This is a genomic window from Streptomyces melanosporofaciens (assembly GCF_900105695.1).
In the GTDB taxonomy this organism is placed as follows: domain Bacteria; phylum Actinomycetota; class Actinomycetes; order Streptomycetales; family Streptomycetaceae; genus Streptomyces; species Streptomyces antimycoticus.
On record NZ_FNST01000002.1, the window covers coordinates 3,920,530 to 3,936,871 of the forward strand.

General features: G+C 71.5%; 11 protein-coding genes and 1 pseudogene. 4 read left to right on the forward strand and 8 right to left on the reverse strand.

Annotation, left to right across the window (positions count from 1 at the left end):
- The first annotated feature begins 6 nt into the window (after positions 1 to 6).
- From nuoL to nuoN, 3 genes are read left to right on the forward strand one after another with little or no spacing between them, the layout of a single operon-like run.
- Entirely contained in the window at positions 7 to 1,947 is a 1,941-nt protein-coding gene (gene nuoL, locus BLV72_RS19535; RefSeq protein WP_093463777.1) for an NADH-quinone oxidoreductase subunit L, read from the forward strand.
- Between the two features lie 3 nt (positions 1,948 to 1,950).
- Entirely contained in the window at positions 1,951 to 3,615 is a 1,665-nt protein-coding gene (locus BLV72_RS19540) for an NADH-quinone oxidoreductase subunit M (protein WP_093463779.1), read from the forward strand.
- The gene (nuoN, locus tag BLV72_RS19545; protein ID WP_093463781.1) at positions 3,612 to 5,264 is read left to right on the forward strand and encodes an NADH-quinone oxidoreductase subunit NuoN; all 1,653 of its coding nucleotides are present in this window, start codon (positions 3,612 to 3,614) and stop codon (positions 5,262 to 5,264) included. Before BLV72_RS19540 ends, nuoN begins: the two co-directional genes overlap by 4 nt.
- Positions 5,265 to 5,858: 594 nt before the next feature.
- On the opposite strand, the gene BLV72_RS19550 is transcribed toward nuoN, so the two are convergent.
- From BLV72_RS19550 to fahA, 8 genes and pseudogenes are all read right to left on the reverse strand, one after another.
- Complete coding sequence (locus BLV72_RS19550; RefSeq protein WP_093463783.1) at positions 5,859 to 8,639, reverse strand: fumarate reductase/succinate dehydrogenase flavoprotein subunit; 2,781 nt, start codon at positions 8,637 to 8,639, stop codon at positions 5,859 to 5,861.
- Between the two features lie 70 nt (positions 8,640 to 8,709).
- Entirely contained in the window at positions 8,710 to 9,501 is a 792-nt protein-coding gene (locus BLV72_RS19555) for an ABC transporter ATP-binding protein (RefSeq protein ID WP_093463785.1), read from the reverse strand.
- Entirely contained in the window at positions 9,498 to 10,400 is a 903-nt protein-coding gene (locus tag BLV72_RS19560; protein WP_244320855.1) for an ABC transporter permease, read from the reverse strand. Before BLV72_RS19560 ends, BLV72_RS19555 begins: the two co-directional genes overlap by 4 nt.
- Positions 10,397 to 11,754 (reverse strand): annotated as a pseudogene (locus BLV72_RS19565) (ABC transporter substrate-binding protein). Before BLV72_RS19565 ends, BLV72_RS19560 begins: the two are co-directional and overlap by 4 nt.
- 11 nt (positions 11,755 to 11,765) lie before the next feature.
- A complete protein-coding gene (locus tag BLV72_RS19570) occupies positions 11,766 to 11,993 on the reverse strand; it encodes a 4Fe-4S dicluster domain-containing protein (RefSeq protein ID WP_014054080.1) in 228 nt (75 codons plus the stop codon).
- Positions 11,994 to 12,057: 64 nt separating this feature from the next.
- Complete coding sequence (locus BLV72_RS19575) at positions 12,058 to 12,828, reverse strand: GntR family transcriptional regulator (RefSeq protein WP_093470439.1); 771 nt, start codon at positions 12,826 to 12,828, stop codon at positions 12,058 to 12,060.
- 225 nt (positions 12,829 to 13,053) lie between these two features.
- A complete protein-coding gene (locus BLV72_RS19580; protein ID WP_093463787.1) occupies positions 13,054 to 13,563 on the reverse strand; it encodes a hypothetical protein in 510 nt (169 codons plus the stop codon).
- 50 nt (positions 13,564 to 13,613) lie between these two features.
- Positions 13,614 to 14,864: a fumarylacetoacetase gene (fahA, locus tag BLV72_RS19585; RefSeq protein ID WP_093463789.1), complete on the reverse strand. Its 1,251-nt coding sequence runs from the start codon at positions 14,862 to 14,864 to the stop codon at positions 13,614 to 13,616.
- Positions 14,865 to 15,086: 222 nt separating this feature from the next.
- Between fahA and BLV72_RS19590 the strand changes: the two genes are divergently transcribed.
- Positions 15,087 to 16,325: a carboxylate--amine ligase gene (locus BLV72_RS19590; RefSeq protein WP_244320857.1), complete on the forward strand. Its 1,239-nt coding sequence runs from the start codon at positions 15,087 to 15,089 to the stop codon at positions 16,323 to 16,325.
- Positions 16,326 to 16,342: the final 17 nt, after the last annotated feature.

The window sequence follows — 16,342 nt, forward strand, 5'->3', positions numbered from 1 at the left end:
GTTCAAGTGGAGAACCTCATCGGATTGCTTGTCGCGGCGCCGCTTCTCGGCGCTGCCCTGCTGCTGTGCGGGGGGCGGCGGCTGGACGGCAAGGGCCACTACATCGGCACGGTGCTCGCCGCCGCCTCCTTCGTGATCGGCGCCGTGCTCTTCGCCGAGATGCTCGGCCGCGGCGAGCACGAACGGGCCCTGCACAGCAAGGTCTTCAGCTGGATCCCGGTGGGCGGCTTCCGGGCGGACGTCGCCTTCCAGCTCGACCAGCTGTCCATGACCTTCGTCCTGCTGATCACCGGTGTGGGCACGCTGATCCACATCTATTCGATCGGCTATATGGAGCACGACGAGCGCCGCCGCCGCTTCTTCGGCTATCTCAACCTCTTCCTCGCGGCCATGCTGTTGCTCGTCCTCGCCGACAACTACCTGCTGCTGTACGTCGGCTGGGAGGGCGTCGGTCTCGCCTCGTACCTGCTGATCGGCTTCTGGCAGCACAAGCCCAGCGCGGCGACGGCGGCGAAGAAGGCGTTCATCGTCAACCGCGTCGGCGATGTGGGCCTGTCGATCGCGATCATGCTGATGTTCACGACCTTCGGGACCTTCACCTTCGCCCCGGTGCTGACCGACGCGGACCACGCGAGCGAGGGCAAGCTCACCGCGATCGGGCTGATGCTGCTGCTCGCCGCCTGCGGTAAGTCGGCCCAGGTGCCGCTGCAGTCCTGGCTCGGGGACGCGATGGAGGGCCCGACCCCGGTCTCGGCCCTGATCCACGCGGCGACCATGGTGACCGCGGGCGTCTATCTGATCACCCGCTCCGGCGCGATCTTCGACAACGCCCCGGACGCCCAGACCGCGGTGGTCACCGTCGGCGCGGTCACGCTCCTCTTCGGTGCGATCGTCGGTTGTGCCAAGGACGACATCAAGAAGGCCCTGGCCGGGTCCACCATGTCGCAGATCGGCTACATGATCCTGGCGGCCGGGCTCGGCCCTATCGGCTATGTCTTCGCGATCATGCACCTGGTGACCCACGGCTTCTTCAAGGCGGGGCTCTTCCTCGGGGCCGGATCGGTCATGCACGCCATGAACGACGAGGTCGACATGCGCAAGTACGGCGGCCTGCGCAAGTACATGCCGATCACCTTCGTCACCTTCGGGCTCGGCTATCTCGCGATCATCGGCTTCCCGGGGCTCTCCGGCTTCTGGTCCAAGGACAAGATCATCGAGGCGGCCTTCGCCAAGGGCGGCACCGAGGGCTGGATCCTCGGCGGCGCGGCCCTGCTGGGCGCGGCCATCACCGCGTACTACATGACTCGGGTCATGTTGCTGACCTTCTTCGGTGAGAAGCGCTGGGGCACCACGCCCTCGCCCGAGGAGCCCAGCGCCGAGCCCGCCGCCGAGTCGGCCGGGGCGCACGCCGAGCCGCATCCGCACGAGTCGCCCTCGTCCATGACCATCCCCATGATGGTCCTGGCCGTGGGATCGGTCTTCGCGGGTGGGCTGTTCAGCCTCAACGACTCGTTCCTGAAGTGGCTGGAGCCGGTCACCGGCCACAGCCACGGCGACTCCCCGCTCAGCGCCGCGGCGGTCACCGGCGGGACGATGGTGGTGCTGCTGATCGGGGTCGCGCTCGCCTGGGCGCAGTACGGACGCCGGCCGGTGCCGCGCACCGCCCCCCGCGGCTCCCTGCTCACCCGCGCCGCCCGGCGCGATCTGCTGCAGGACGACTTCAACCATGTCGCGCTCGTCAAACCCGGCCAGTACCTGACCCGCGGGCTGGTCTATGTCGATCACAAGCTGGTCGACGGGGTGGTCAACGGCACCGCGGCCGGAGTCGGCGGACTCTCCGGCCGGCTGCGGAAGCTGCAGAACGGCTACGCCCGTACGTACGCGGTCTCGATGTTCGGCGGTACGGCGGTGCTCATCGCCGCGACCCTGCTGATGAGGGCGGTCTGAGTCATGTCATTTCCCCTGCTGACGGCCACGGCCGTGGTGCCCGCGCTCGGCGCGGTCGTCACCGCCGCCGTGCCCGCCGCCCAGCGCGCCGCCGCCAAGTGGGTGGCGCTGGGCTTCTCCCTGCTCACGCTCGCCCTCGCCGCGGTCGTGCTGGTCCGCTTCGACCCCGGCGGCGCCCGCTTCCAGCTCACCGAATCCCATGCCTGGATCAAGGACTTCGGCGTCCGCTACGAACTGGGCGTGGACGGGATCGCGGTCGCGCTGATCGCGCTCACCGCGGTGCTCATCCCCTTCATCATCCTGGCGGGCTGGCATGACGCCGATCCGCTGGAAGGCGCCCGGCCCAACAGCCGCTGGCGGCCGACCCAGGGCTTCTTCGCGCTGATCCTGATGGTCGAGGCGATGGTGGTGATCTCCTTCGAGGCCACCGACGTCTTCCTCTTCTACATCTTCTTCGAGGCCATGCTGATCCCGATGTACTTCCTCATCGGGGGCTTCGGGGACCGGGCCGGGGGCCGCTCCGAGGAGGAGACGGCCACTCAGCGCTCGTACGCCGCGGTGAAGTTCCTGCTCTACAACCTGGCGGGCGGGCTGATCATGCTCGCCGCGGTGGTCGGCCTGTACGCGGTCACCGCCGATCAGCTCGGCACCGGCACCTTCTCGCTGCAGGAGATCGTCCAGGCGCGGGCGGGCGGCCATCTGGACATGGCGTCCGGCACCGAGCGGCTGCTGTTCCTCGGCTTCTTCTTCGCCTTCGCGGTGAAGGCGCCGCTGTGGCCGCTGCACACCTGGCTGCCCAATGCGATGGGGGAGGCCACCGCCCCGGTCGCCGTGCTGATCACCGCGGTCGTCGACAAGGTCGGCACCTTCGCGATGCTCCGCTTCTGCCTCCAGCTCTTCCCGGAGGCCAGCAAGTGGGCCACCCCGGCGATCATGATCCTGGCGCTCATCAGCATCATCTACGGGGCGCTGCTGGCGATCGGCCAGCGGGACATCAAGCGGCTGATCGCCTACGCCTCGATCTCCCACTTCGGCTTCATCATCCTGGGCATCTTCGCGATGACCACCCAGGGCCAGGGCGGCGCCACGCTCTACATGGTCAACCACGGCGTCTCCACGGCCGCGCTGATGCTGGTGGCCGGGTTCCTGATCACCCGGCGCGGTTCGCGGCTCATCGAGGACTACGGCGGTGTGCAGAAGGTCGCCCCGGTGCTCGCCGGCACCTTCCTGATCGGCGGGCTCGCCACCCTCTCGCTGCCCGGACTCGCTCCCTTCATCAGCGAATTCCTGGTCCTGGTCGGCACGTTCAGCCGCTACCCGGTGTTCGGCGTGATCGCGACCGTCGGAATAGTGCTGGCGGCGCTGTACGTCCTGATCCTCTACCAACGCACCATGACCGGTCCGGTGAAGGCCGAGGTGCGCTCCATGCCCGATCTGCGGGTGCGTGAGCTGGTCGTCGTGGCCCCGCTCATCGCCCTGCTGATCTTCCTCGGCGTCTACCCGAAGCCGCTGGCCGACATCGTCAACCCGGCGGTCGACCACACGATGTCCGTGGTGGACAAGAAGGATCCCAGGCCCGATCACCCCGTCACCGACGCGGGCTGGTTCAACTACAGCCCGAAGTCCGAGGGTGCTTCCCACGACGGTGCTTCCGGAGGTGCCAAGTGACCCACGCGGCCACTGTCCACAGCCTGTGGACAACAGCGGCGGCGGCGCCCGACAAGATCCCGTCGCCCGATATCGAGTACGGCCAGCTGTCGCCCACGCTGATCGTGCTCGGCGCCGCGATCGTCGGCGTCCTGATCGAGGCGCTCCTGCCGCGCCGCCAGCGGTACGTCGCGCAGCTGTTCGTCTCCGTGGTCGCCCTGGCCGCGGCCTTCGCCGCCGTCATCGGCCTCGCCGCCGGGGACTACGGCACCAGCAAGGCCCACGTCGCGGCCATGGGCGCGATCGCGGTCGACGGACCGGCGCTCTTCCTCCAGGGGACCATTCTCCTGGTGGCGCTGGTGGCGGTGTTCACCTTCGCCGAGCGGCGGCTGGACCCGCTGGTGCACGGCAACCGCGTCGACTCCTTCGCGGCGCAGGCCGCCGCCGTGCCCGGCGGCGACGCGGAAAAGGCCGCCGTCAAGGCGGGCTTCACCACCACCGAGGTCTTTCCGCTGGTCCTCTTCGCGGTCGGCGGCATGCTGGTCTTCCCGTCCGCCAACGATCTGCTGACGCTCTTCGTGGCGCTGGAGGTCTTCTCCCTGCCGCTGTACGTGCTGTGCGCCCTCGCCCGGCGCCATCGCGCGCTGTCGCAGGAGGCCGCCGTCAAGTACTTCCTGCTGGGCGCCTTCTCCTCGGCGTTCCTGCTCTTCGGCATCGCCCTGCTGTACGGCTACGCGGGCACGGTCACCTACTCCGGGATCGCCGACGTCGTCGACGGTCAGGTCCGGAACGTCTCCCCGGCGCTCGCCGGGACCATGGGCAATGACGCGCTGCTGCTGATCGGCGGGGCGATGGTGCTGATGGGGCTGCTGTTCAAGATCGGCGCCGTGCCGTTCCACATGTGGACGCCCGACGTCTACCAGGGCGCCCCCACTCCCGTGACCGGCTTCATGGCGGCGGCCACCAAGGTCGCGGCCTTCGGCGCGCTGCTGCGGCTGCTGTATGTCGTACTGCCGGGGCTGCGCTGGGACTGGCGGCCGGTGATGTGGGGCGTCGCCATCGTCACCATGCTGGGCGGTGCGATCGTGGCCGTCACCCAGACCGATGTGAAGCGGCTGCTGGCGTACTCGTCGATCGCCCACGCCGGGTTCATCCTGGCCGGTGTCATCGCCACCACGCCCGACGGCGTCTCCTCCGTCCTCTTCTACCTCGCCGCGTACTCCTTCGTGACCCTCGGCGCCTTCGCGGTGGTCACCCTGGTGCGGGACGCGGGCGGCGAGGCCACCCATCTGTCCAAGTGGGCCGGGCTCGGCCGTCGTTCGCCCTTGGTGGCCGCTGTCTTCGCGGTCTTCCTGCTGGCCTTCGCCGGTATCCCGCTGACCAGCGGCTTCGCCGGGAAGTTCGCGGTCTTCAAGGCGGCGGCCGACGGCGGGGCGGGCGCGCTGGTCGTGATCGGTGTGATCTCCTCGGCGATCGCCGCGTTCTTCTACATCCGGGTGATCGTGCTGATGTTCTTCAGCGAGCCGCGCACGGACGGCCCGTCCGTGGCCGTGCCGTCCCCGCTGACCTCGTCGGCCATCGCGATCGGCGTGGCGGTCACGCTGGTCCTGGGCGTCGCCCCGCAGTACTTCCTGGACCTGGCGAGCCAGGCGGGCGTCTTCGTCCGCTAGCCCTCTTCCTTCCCGCCCCCGGCCGGGCGCGGACACCACGACGGTGCCCGCGCCCGGCCGAAGCATTTCCCAGCCCCGCCGGCGGTCCCGTATATCGGATGCTGTGGGAAGGGGCGAGGTGCGTAGGCGCCGGAATTTCCCCCACCCCGCCCCTTCCCGAAACCTGGGGCTGCGCCCCAGGGCCCCGCGCACGGGGTGCGGCGCGGCACCACCTTCGCGCCGCGGGGGCCCCGCCCGCCGGGTGCGGCAAGGGCGTCCCCGCCGGGGCCCGCGGCCGTTGGCCCGTATGGCCGCGGGCCCAGCCCGGTGCGGGCGGTGGCGGCAGTCCGGCCGATGGGGCGGCGCGACGGCCGGAGCGTTTCCAGCCCCCGGTGTTTGGGGTGCGGAGCCCCGGCCGGAGCGTTTCCAGGCTCTGGTGTTTGGGGTGCGGAGCCCCGGCCGGAGCGTTTCCAGCCTCTGGTGTTTGGGGTGCGGGGTCCGGGGCGGGGCAATTCCAGCCCCTCCGGCGTTTGAGGAGCGGGGTCCGGGGCGGAGCCCCGGCGGGGGCTGGGGGCGCAGCCCCCTGATTCGGGAAGGGGCGGGGCGGGGGGAAGACTAGGCCCTTGCCGCGTAGGCCCGCACGTCCGCGTCCGGATCGGCCCGAACCGAGGCCAGCGCCTCCCGCGCCCCCACCTCCCGCTCCGCCAACGGCAGCAACGCCAGCACCGCCGCCTTCCGCACATCGGCATGTGGGTCGGCCAGAGCCCGCCCCAGCGCCGGTACGCCAAGTTCCGGCGCCGCCGCGGACAGCGCCGTCGCCGCCCCCTTGCGCACCTGCCAGGCGGCGTCGCCCAGTGCCGCCACCACCTCCGCGTCCAGTGGCGCGGGACACCCCGCCGAGGCCAGGGCCTCCAGGGCGGCGGCCCGTACGAGGACGTCCGGGTCCCGCAGCAGCGGCGTGAGCAGCCGCCGGGCATCCGCCGCCCGGCCGCCGCCGGGGGCCAGGGTGCCCAGCGCCCCCGCCGTCGCCACCCGCACTTCTCGCGACGCGTCCGCGGCTCCCGGCGCCAGCGCGGTGAGCGCGTCCACCGACACCAGCCCCCGTACGGCCTGGATACGGACCCCGATCGCCGTGTCCGTCAGCGCCCGGGCGAACAGTTCCGCGTCGCCGAGGCCCAGCGCGCGCAGGACGTCCAGCGCCGCCGCCCGCACCACCGGATCGGCCACGTCCAACCCGTGGACCAGGGGTTCACGCAACGCGGAGTCCGGGGGCAGCACCTCGACCAGCTCCCGCAGCGAGGCCGCGGCATCGGCGCGTACGCCGCCGTCCGCGTCGGCCAGGGCGGCCGCGAGGGCAGGGCCGGTGCCCGGCGGTGCGGTCTCGGTCAGGGTGGCGACGGCGGCCCGGCGCACCGCGGGGTCGGGGTCGGCCAGATAGGGCTGGAGAGCGGGGAGTTCCGGCTGCTCCTCGGCGAGGGCAAGGAGTTCGAGGATGCGCGGAGAGGCGGCGGTGAGGGCCGTACGGACGGCAGAGGCGCTCGTGACCTCCTTACGGCCTTCATCCAAGCGCCCCGCCCCCGCCCTCGCCCCCGCCCCCGGCCGCGGAGCGCTCTCGCGCGGCCCCGCCGTGGCCACCTGCTCCGGCCGCACCTCGCCCAGCGGGCGGGACGGTCCGCCCGTGGGCGCGTACTCCGCCACCGGGACGAGATAGGGCGCGACCGGACGCGCCGTGAACTCCATCGCCCCCGCCGCCGACTTGCGCAGATCCAGATGGTGCAGCCAGTCCTCGTCGTCGCACAGCGGATGGTCTGTGCGCTCGTGATAGAGCCCCCACCGGCTCTCCGTCCTGGCCAGCGAGGAGCGCGCGGCCATCTCCGCGCAGTCGCGGATGAAGGTCACCTCGGCGCAGCGCATCAGCTCATGGGGCGTACCGGCGCCCATCGTGTCGATGTCCCCGCGCATCCGCTCGAACGCCTCGATGGCGAGCGACAGCCGGGCGCCGCTCTTGGGCGGGGCCACATAGTCGTTGACCAGGCGCCGGAGCTTGTACTCGACCTGTGGCTGAGGCGGCCCCTCGGGGTTCCGCAGCGGGGCGTAGATCAGCTCATGCGCGTCGGCGAGCTGATCCGGGGGCAGTTCGCCCTGGTACGCCTTGTATCGGGCGGCGTCCGCGCCCGCCAGATCGCCGAAGACAAAGGCGCCGATCATGTAGTTGTGCGGTACGCAGGCCAGGTCGCCGGCCGCGTACAGCCCCGGGACGGTGGTCCGGGCGTGGGCGTCGACCCGTACCCCCGAGGCCGAGTGGCCGCCGCACAGCCCGATCTCGGAGATGTGCATCTCCACGTCATGGGTGCGGTAGTCATGGCCGCGCCCCGCGTGGAAGGTGGCGCGGGTGGGGCGTTCGGTCGAGTGCAGGATGGACTCCAGCGCGGCCACCGACTCCTCCGGGAGATGGCTGAGCTTGAGATAGACCGGGCCGCGCTCGCTCGCCACCTCCGCCGCGAACTCCGACATCATCTGCCCCGACCAGTAGTCGGAGTCGACGAACCGCTCGCCGTGCCGGTTGACCTGGTAGCCGCCGAAGGGATTGGCGACATAGGCGCAGGCCGGGCCGTTGTAGTCCTTGATCAGCGGATTGATCTGGAAGCATTCGATCCCGGTCAGCTCGGCCCCGGCGTGATACGCCATGGCGTAGCCGTCGCCCGCGTTGGTGGGGTTCTCGTACGTCCCGTAGAGATAGCCGCTCGCGGGCAGGCCGAGCCGGCCGCAGGCGCCGGTGGCCAGGATCACCGCACCGGCGCGCACGGTGACGAAGTGGCCGCTGCGGGTGTGGAATCCGGCGGCGCCGACGGCCCGGCCGCCGGCGGTGAGGACCCGGACCGGCATCACCCGGTTCTCGATGCGGATCCGCTCGCGCATCTCACGCCGCCGCAACTGCCGGTACAGGACCTTCTTGACGTCCTTGCCCTCGGGCATCGGCAGGACGTACGAGCCGGAGCGGTGCACCTGGCGGACCGCGTACTGGCCGTGCTCGTCCTTCTCGAACTTCACGCCGTACCGCTCCAGCCGCTGGACCATGGCGAAGCCGCGGGTCGCGGTCTGGCGGACGGTGGACTGGTCGACGATGCCGTCGTTGGCGCGGGTGATCTCGGCGACGTAGTCATCGGGTTCGGCCCGGCCGGGGATGACGGCGTTGTTGACGCCGTCCATGCCCATGGCGAGCGCGCCCGAGTGGCGGACATGCGCCTTTTCGAGGAGGAGGACGGAGGAGCCGTGCTCGGCGGCGGTGAGTGCCGCCATGGTGCCGGCCGTGCCGCCGCCGATGACGAGGACGTCGCAGGACAGCTCCTCGGCCGCGTCGAGGGCGGGGATCTCCATGGGTGCGGCGGTCTCCATGTGCTCCCTGTCTTCCCTGTGCTCCCTTGTGTTCACGGAGTTGGGCCTTTCGCATACCGAGGGGTTCGGGTCACATGCCGAGGGATTCGAGGACCTGACGGCGCAACGCGACGGTCGCCGCCGCGTCATGGGCGGTGCGCTCGCGCGGATGCGGTATGTCCAGCACCCGGCCGCCGCCCTCCGCGCCGCCCAGCAGCGCCACCCGGTCGCCGAGGAACAGCGCCTCGTCCACGTCGTGGGTGACGAAGACGACGGTGGCGCGGGTGCCCTCCAGCACCTCGACCAGCAGCCGCTGCATCCCGGCGCGGGTCTGTGCGTCGAGGGCGCCGAACGGCTCGTCCATGAGGACGGCGCGTGGCGCGCCGACGAGCGCCCGGGCGAGCTGGGCCCGCTGCCGCTGGCCGCCCGAGACCCGGTGCGGTAGTCGCCCGGTGTGCTCGGCGAGCCCGACGCGTTCCAGCCAGGCCGCGGCCCGGTCGCGCCGCGCCGTGCGCGGTACGCCCCTTATGGCGAGCGGGAGTTCCACGTTGGCGCGCAGGGTGCGCCAGGGCAGCAGCGCGTCCTCCTGGAAGATCAGCGCCCGGTCGGCGTCCGGCCGGGTGATCGGCGTGCCGTCCTGGGCGACCCGCCCGCCGAGCGCGGGCAGCAGCCCGGCGAGGGTGCGCAGCAGGGTGGATTTGCCGCATCCGGACGGGCCGACGACCGTAAGGATGTCACCGGGCGCGACCTCCAGATCGAGGCCATGGAGGACGGGTGCGCCGGGGCGGCCGAGGATGGCGTCCTCCAGGCGCAGCCGTACGCCCGGCGGGGCGGCTTCGGCGGTGGGCGGGGCCGGGGTGGTGGTGACGTCGGATGTGCTCACGGGGTGGCTGCCTCCTTGCGCGAGGGCGCCGATCGGCCGGTGGTCTCCGTACGGGGCAGCCATCGGGTCAGCCGCCGTCCGGCCAGCTCGACAGCCGTGGAGGTGAGCCAGCCGAGCACGCCGATGGTGGTCATGCCGACGAAGACGCCCGGGTAGTCGACGATCGTGTAGTCCTGCCAGGTGCGGTAGCCGACCCCGTAGGCGCCGGAGATCATCTCGGCGGAGATCACACAGATCCATGAGACGCCGATGCCGACGGAGAGCCCGCCGAGGATCCCGGGCAGCGCCCCCGGCAGGACGACGGAGACCAGGACGCGCCCGCGCCCGCCGCCCATGGTCAGCACCGCCTCCTCCCATACGGGGGCCAGCGCGCGGACCGCGTGCCGGGTGCTCACCATGACCGGGAAGAAGGCTGCGGTGAAGGTGATGAAGACGATCCCCTGCTCATTGCTGGGGAACATCAGGATCGCCACCGGCACCAGCGCGATGGCGGGGATCGGACGGCACACCTCGAGGACGGGGCCGAGCAGATCGGAGACGAGCGGGGAGCGGGCGATGGCGGTGCCGACCGCGACGCCCAGGACGGCGGCGAGCGCGAAACCGGTGAGGATGCGGGTGAGGGAGTCGGTGAGGTCCTGCCAGTAGGCGCCGGTGCCGAGGCGGTCGGCGAACTCCCGCACCACATCGGTGGCGGAGGGGAACTGCGCGAAGCGCAGCCACAGATTGATGTCGAGGGTGGTGAGCAGCTGCCACAGGCCGAGGGCGGCCAGCAGCGAACCGGTGCGCAGGGCGTAGCGGACCCAGGGACGGCGCCGCGGCGGCCGGGGCGCGGCGGCGGCCCGGGCTCCGGGGGTTCCCGGGGCGGGACGGGTCCTTACGGGCGAGGTGGGCGCGCTCATCGGGCTGCCGCCAGTGCCGTGGCGTAGCTGATGGTGCGGGCGCCGGGGTGGGCGGCGACCCAGGTGCGGGCGTTGTCCGGGGTGACGAAGGCCCGCAGATCGTGGCCGTTGCGGACCCAGATCGCCCGGTCGGCCAACCACCGGGTGCCGGTGGTCGCGTCGGGCACGTAGGCGGCCCGGAGGCGGTCACGGTGGCCTGCGGCGAAGCGCAGCAATTCGGTGGGGGTCGCGAAGGTGCGCAGCCGGTCCTCGCCCTTGAGCCAGAGCTGGTTCGGCGAGGCGGGCGGGGTCGCGCGCAGCGCCTTCGCATAGGCGTCGGCGCTTCCGTACGCCCGTTTGAGATAGCGGTCGTCGACAAAGGACGGCACATCGACCGGGCCGACCAGTTTGGCGGCGCGCAGCACCGGGACGTCCTTCTCGAGCGCCGCGGTCAGCCGTGGCTTGAGGGTGGGGTCGAAGGTCGCGATGCCCCGGTGCCGTTGTAGAGATAGACCACTTCGGGCGGCAGCCCGGTCGCGGTGGCGACCTTACGGGTGGCGTCGAGGGGATGGGCGCGCAGATAGCGGGTGGCGTCGATCTGGGCGGCGAGGAACGCCTGGACGACGGCCGGACGCTGCTCGGCGAACGCCTTGCGCGTGGTGACCCCGTGGAAGGTGGGCAGGTTCAGCCGGGCGCCGTCGTACAGCGCCTTGGCCTTGCCCTGGAAGGCGAGCAGCCCCGGCCAGGCCACGAACTGCGAGAGGGCGTCCGCGCTGCCCGCTTCGAGGGCCGAGGCCCCCACGGCGGGCTGCTGGTTGAGCTTGTGGATACCGCCCTCGGGGTCGATGCCCGCCTGCTGGAGAGCCCGTACGAGCGTACCGTCCGCGGCGGAGCCGACGCTGGTGGAGACGTTCTTGCCGCGCAGTTGGGACAGCGCGCGCAGCTTGGAGCCGGGCGACGTGAGCACCGTATTGAGGCCACCGCGCAGGTTGTAGCCGGTGACCGAGACGAGGCGGGTCGGTGCGTTGAGCTGGGTGCCGCGCCCGGAGTTGATCAGGAGCGGGAAGTCGCCCATCGAGCCGATGTCGACCTTACCGGCGACCATCTGGGCGGTGATGGGCGCTCCGGTGGCGTAGTCCTCCCACTTCACCTTGTACGCATGGCCGTCGCGGCGGCCGAGGGCGCGCAGCTCGCGTTCGAAGGAGCCGAGCGAGCGCAGCAGGGTGCCCGCGGTCACGGTGTTGATGGTCTTGGACTGGTAGCCGACGGTGACGGTCACGGTCTTGCCGCCCGCTTCCGCGTTCCCGCCGCAGCCCGTGAGGGACAGCAGCAGGGCGCTGGCGGCGATGGCCGACGGAAGAATCGTGCGCTGCATCGAGGGGCCTTTCACCTCAGGAGATAGGGCATGTTGACCGTGACCGCGCCGGTGGGGCAGCGGGCGGCGCACGGGCCGCAGTACCAGCACTCGTCGACGTGCATGTAGGCCTTACCGCTGTCGGGGTGGATCGCGAGGGAGTCGAGGGGGCACATGTCCACGCACAGGGTGCAGCCGTCGATGCACTTGGACTCGTCGATCGTCACGGGCACATCGGCACGCTGGGGCGCCAGAGGCATGGCTGTCTCCAGAAAGGGCGTGAAGGAGCGGAAAGGTGGTCGCGGGGAAGGCGGTCGGGGCGGCTCAGGCGGCGCGGCGCAACTGGCCGCTCATGGTGATCCGGTCGCCGCGGAACCGGATGAACTCCAGGTCCACCGGGCGTCCATCGCACAGATGGGTGAGCCGCTCCAGCATCAGGACCGCCGCACCGCGCGGGGCCTGCAGAACGGCGGCCGAGTGGGCGTCGGCGTTGACGGCCTCGAGGGTGATCTCGGCGGTACCCAGGGCCTGTCCGGTGATCTTCTCGATCAGCCGGAAGACATCGGTGTTCTCCAGATCGGCGCCGATCAGGTCGGCGCCGATGTCCATCGGGAGGTAGGTGAGGTCGAGGGAGAGCGGGAGTCCGCCGAGCCGGCGCAGCCGCTCGACATAGAGGACATCGGTACGGGCGGGGACGCACAGCCGGTCGGCGACACAGGCGGGCGCGGGGACGGGGCCGACGGTGCGCACCTCATTGGTCACCCGGCCGTGTTCGTGAAGGGTCTCGGCCAGGCCCATCAGCCGGTCGAGGCCGTGCGGGTACTTCTCCGCGACGACGACCGTGCCCACCCCGGGCTGCCGCTCCACCAGGCGCTCGGCGCGCAGCAGGTCGAGCGCCTGGCGCACGGTGTTGCGGGAGGCGCCGTAGTCCTGGCCGAGCGCGTCCTCCAGGGGGAGTACGCCTCCGGGGAAGCCACCGGTGAGGACCTGGTGGCGGAGCAGATCGGCGAGTTGCCGTGCCCGGTCGGCGCGCAGCCGGCGGCGGCGCGCGGCGGCGACCGGCGGGGCGTGCTCGCGGGGGCGTTCGGCTGGCATCGGCCGGCTCCGGGGTTTGCTGGTCGGCGGGTCGTACGGGGACCATACCGACGGGGCCGGGCCGATGGTGTTGCCGAAGTGTTGCGCCACCTGGCGACGGCCTTCGTACCGCCGCTGCCTGCGGTTTCGCCGTCGCGGCGGCAAGATCTGCCACTGCGCGCGGCGGCCCCCGGCGCGGTGGTGCACCAGGGGCCCGGGGCGCCGGACGGGGGCCGGCGCGGTGGTTCAGCCGGTCGGGAGGTCGGTCGGGATACCGCTGGGCAGATCGGTCGGGAGGCCGGAGGGGAGCGACGTCGGCAGGCCCGAGGGAAGGTCGCTGGGCGAGGTCGCCTTGACGAAGGTGTCGTTCTTGGCGAGCGCGTCCCAGTCGACCGTGAGGGTCTTGCCGTCCGCGCCCAGGGTGACCTTGCCGGCGCTGCGCTCGGTGTTGCCGTCGGCGCACTTGAGCATGAGCATCTTCCCGCCCATGTCGGCGTATTCGCCGTTGCAGATGTGTTTGCCGGCCATCAGGACGGCCTGCTTGCCGCTGATGGACAGGATGACGGCCTCGTCACCGGACTTCGCCACATAGGTGCCGGAGACCTTCGCGTCCGCGCCCCCCTCCGCCGGGGCGCTCGACGCGGAGGAGGGATCGTTGGAGGTGTCCTTCTTGTCGTCGCCTCCGTCACTGCCACATGCGGTCAGTAGCAGGGCGGCCGCCGCCACCGTGCCGGCGATGCCCACTGCCTTGTTCACGTGTCTCTCCTCGATCGTCAGGGCGGGAGCACGACAAATTAGCAGCCGGGTCAGGGCGTGGCCGGGACGACCTGGCCGGTCACCTCGCCCAGCCCGATACGGACCCCCTGCGGGCCCGGCGCCCAGGCCGTGATGGTCACTTCGTCACCGTCTTCCAGGAACGTCCGGGTGGAGTCGGGGAGCCGCAGGGGCCGGCGGCCTCCCCAGGTGAGTTCGAGGAGACAGCCGAGCTCGTCCGGGCGCGGACCGCTCACCGTGCCGGAGGCGAAGACGTCGCCGGTGCGCAGCGAGGCGCCGTTGACCGTCAGATGCGCGAGCTGCTGGGCCGCGGTCCAGTACATGGTGGAGAAGGGCGGGCGGGAGACCGTGTGGCCGTTGAGGGCGACCTCGAGGCGCAGATCGAGCCCACCGGGCTCGGCGGCGCTGTCGTCCAGGTAGGGGAGGAGCGGGACGTCGCGGGCGGGCGGGCTGGTGCGGGCCGCGGTGAGGGCCTCCAGCGGGGTGACCCACGCGGCGAGGGAGGTGGCGAAGGACTTGCCGAGGAACGGGCCGAGCGGGCGGTACTCCCATGCCTGGATGTCGCGTGCGGACCAGTCGTTGAGCAGACAGACGCCGAAGACGTGGTCGTGGAACCCGGAGAGGCCGACCGGTGTATTCACAGTGGAAGGGGCGCCGACGACGAAGGCCACCTCCGCCTCGAAGTCGAGGCGCAGGGAGGGGCCGAAGACCGGAGTGGGGGAGGAAGCGTGTGGTGCGGAGGTATCGGCCGGGGGCAGGCGCTGGCCCTGTGGGCGGACGATGGGCGTGCCCGAGACGAGGAGGGTGCCGGCCCGGCCGTGGTAGCCGATCGGCATGTGCTTCCAGTTGGGGCTGAGCGCTTCGCCGTCGGGGCGGAAGATCCTGCCCGTGTTGGTGGCGTGGTGCTCGCTCGCATAGAAGTCGGCGTAGTCGGCCACCTCGAAGGGGAGATGGAGCGCGACGGTGGGGAGGGGGTGCATCAGAGGCTCGATGGTCGACCGGTGCGCGGGGTCGGTGAGCCAGTCGAGCACCTCGGCGCGGACGGCCTGCCAGACCGGGCGGCCCGCGGCCATCAGCGGGTTGAGGGTGTCGGCGCCCAGCTGTTCGGTGTGCGGAGAGGCGGCGGCGGCCGCGGCGGCGCCGGCGTCCAGCACATGGTTTCCGTAGCGCACCCCGATTTTCCGCAGATGAGGAGCGTGCGGCGTGGTGAAGACGCCATAGGGAAGGTTGTGCGGGCCGAAGGGGTCGCCTTCGGGCAGGTCCAGCGGGGATCGCTGCGGCATCGGGGCTGCCTCGCCTTCTCCTGGTCACTGCTGGGGGTGCAGCACACCCTAAGGCGAGGGGAGTGCGGGGAGGAAAGGAAGGTGGCACCGTGTCGACTACCCCCTAAAGAGATGGCAATGTCCGGAAAATCCTTGCTGGAGGCGGCGATTCCGAAGTAGCGTCCTTTCTCGGGGTCACGCACAGTGGGGGGGCCACTGCGCTGCGGTGACCAAGGGGGGCTCGTGGCGAGCAGTGCCGTGCCATTCGCGGTGGACCGTTCCGTACCCGCTCTGGTCGTGAAGATCGGCCACTATCCGCTGCATCACGGTGGCGTCGGGGCCATCCGGTCCCTGGGGCGTCTCGGCGTCCCCATGTACGCGGTCACCGAGGACCGTTGGACCCCGGCGGCGCTCTCGCGCTATCTGGCGAGGCCCTTCGTCTGGCCGACCACCGGCAGCGAGCGGCCGGAGCGGCTGGTGGAGGGGCTGCTGCGGATAGGGCGGGCGATCGGCCGGCCGACGGTTCTGCTGCCGACGGACGAAGAGGCGGCGGTGCTGATCGCCGAGCACGCGGATCGGCTCGCCGGGGAGGGCGGCTTCCTCTTCCCGCGCGCCGAGCCCGAGTTGCCCAGGCGGCTGGCGAGCAAGCAGGGGCTGCACGAGCTGTGCGTCAAGCACGGGGTGCCCACGCCCGAGGGCGCCTTCCCGGACACCTATGCCGACGTCAAGGCGTTCGCGGCGAGCGCGCGGTTTCCGGTGGTCGCCAAGAACCGGGAGGCGTTCGAGCGGCGGAAGAAGCCCGCGGTGGGCGGCACCACCCGGATCGAGGGCCCGCGGGAGCTGATGGAGCTGGCGCGGCGGTGGGGACCGCGGCCCGGGGTGGTCCTGCAGGAGTATCTGCCGCGCGAGGAGGCCGAGGACTGGATCGTGCATGGGTACTTCGACGCCGGGAGCACACCGCTGGCGATGTTCACCGGGGTCAAGGTGCGGTCCTGGCCGCCGCACGCGGGGATGACGGCCTGCGCCTATGTGGTGGAGAACGAGGAGCTGGCGCGGATGGCGGGCCAGTTCGTCCAGCGGATCGGCTTCAGCGGCATCGTCGATCTGGACTGGCGCTTCGACCGGCGCGACGGACGGTACAAGCTGCTGGACTTCAATCCGCGGATGGGCGCCCAGTTCCGGCTCTTCGAGAGCGCGGTGGGGATCGATGTGGTCCGGGCCCAGCATCTCGATCTGACGGGGCGCGCGGTCCCGGGGGCCGGGCAGCGGCCGGACCGCCGGTTCACGGTCGAGAACATCGACCTGCCCGCGCTGCTCGCCTATCGCCGCAGTGGATACACCACCCCGCACGCCCCGGCGAGGGCGAGCGGGACCGAGCTCGCCTGGGCCGCGCGGGACGACATGAAGCCGTTCTTCACCATGCTGGCCCGCTCGCTGCGGCCCGGCGCGGCCCAGCTCTACCGGCTGTGGCGCGCCAAGTGAACGCTGAACACCTTGGG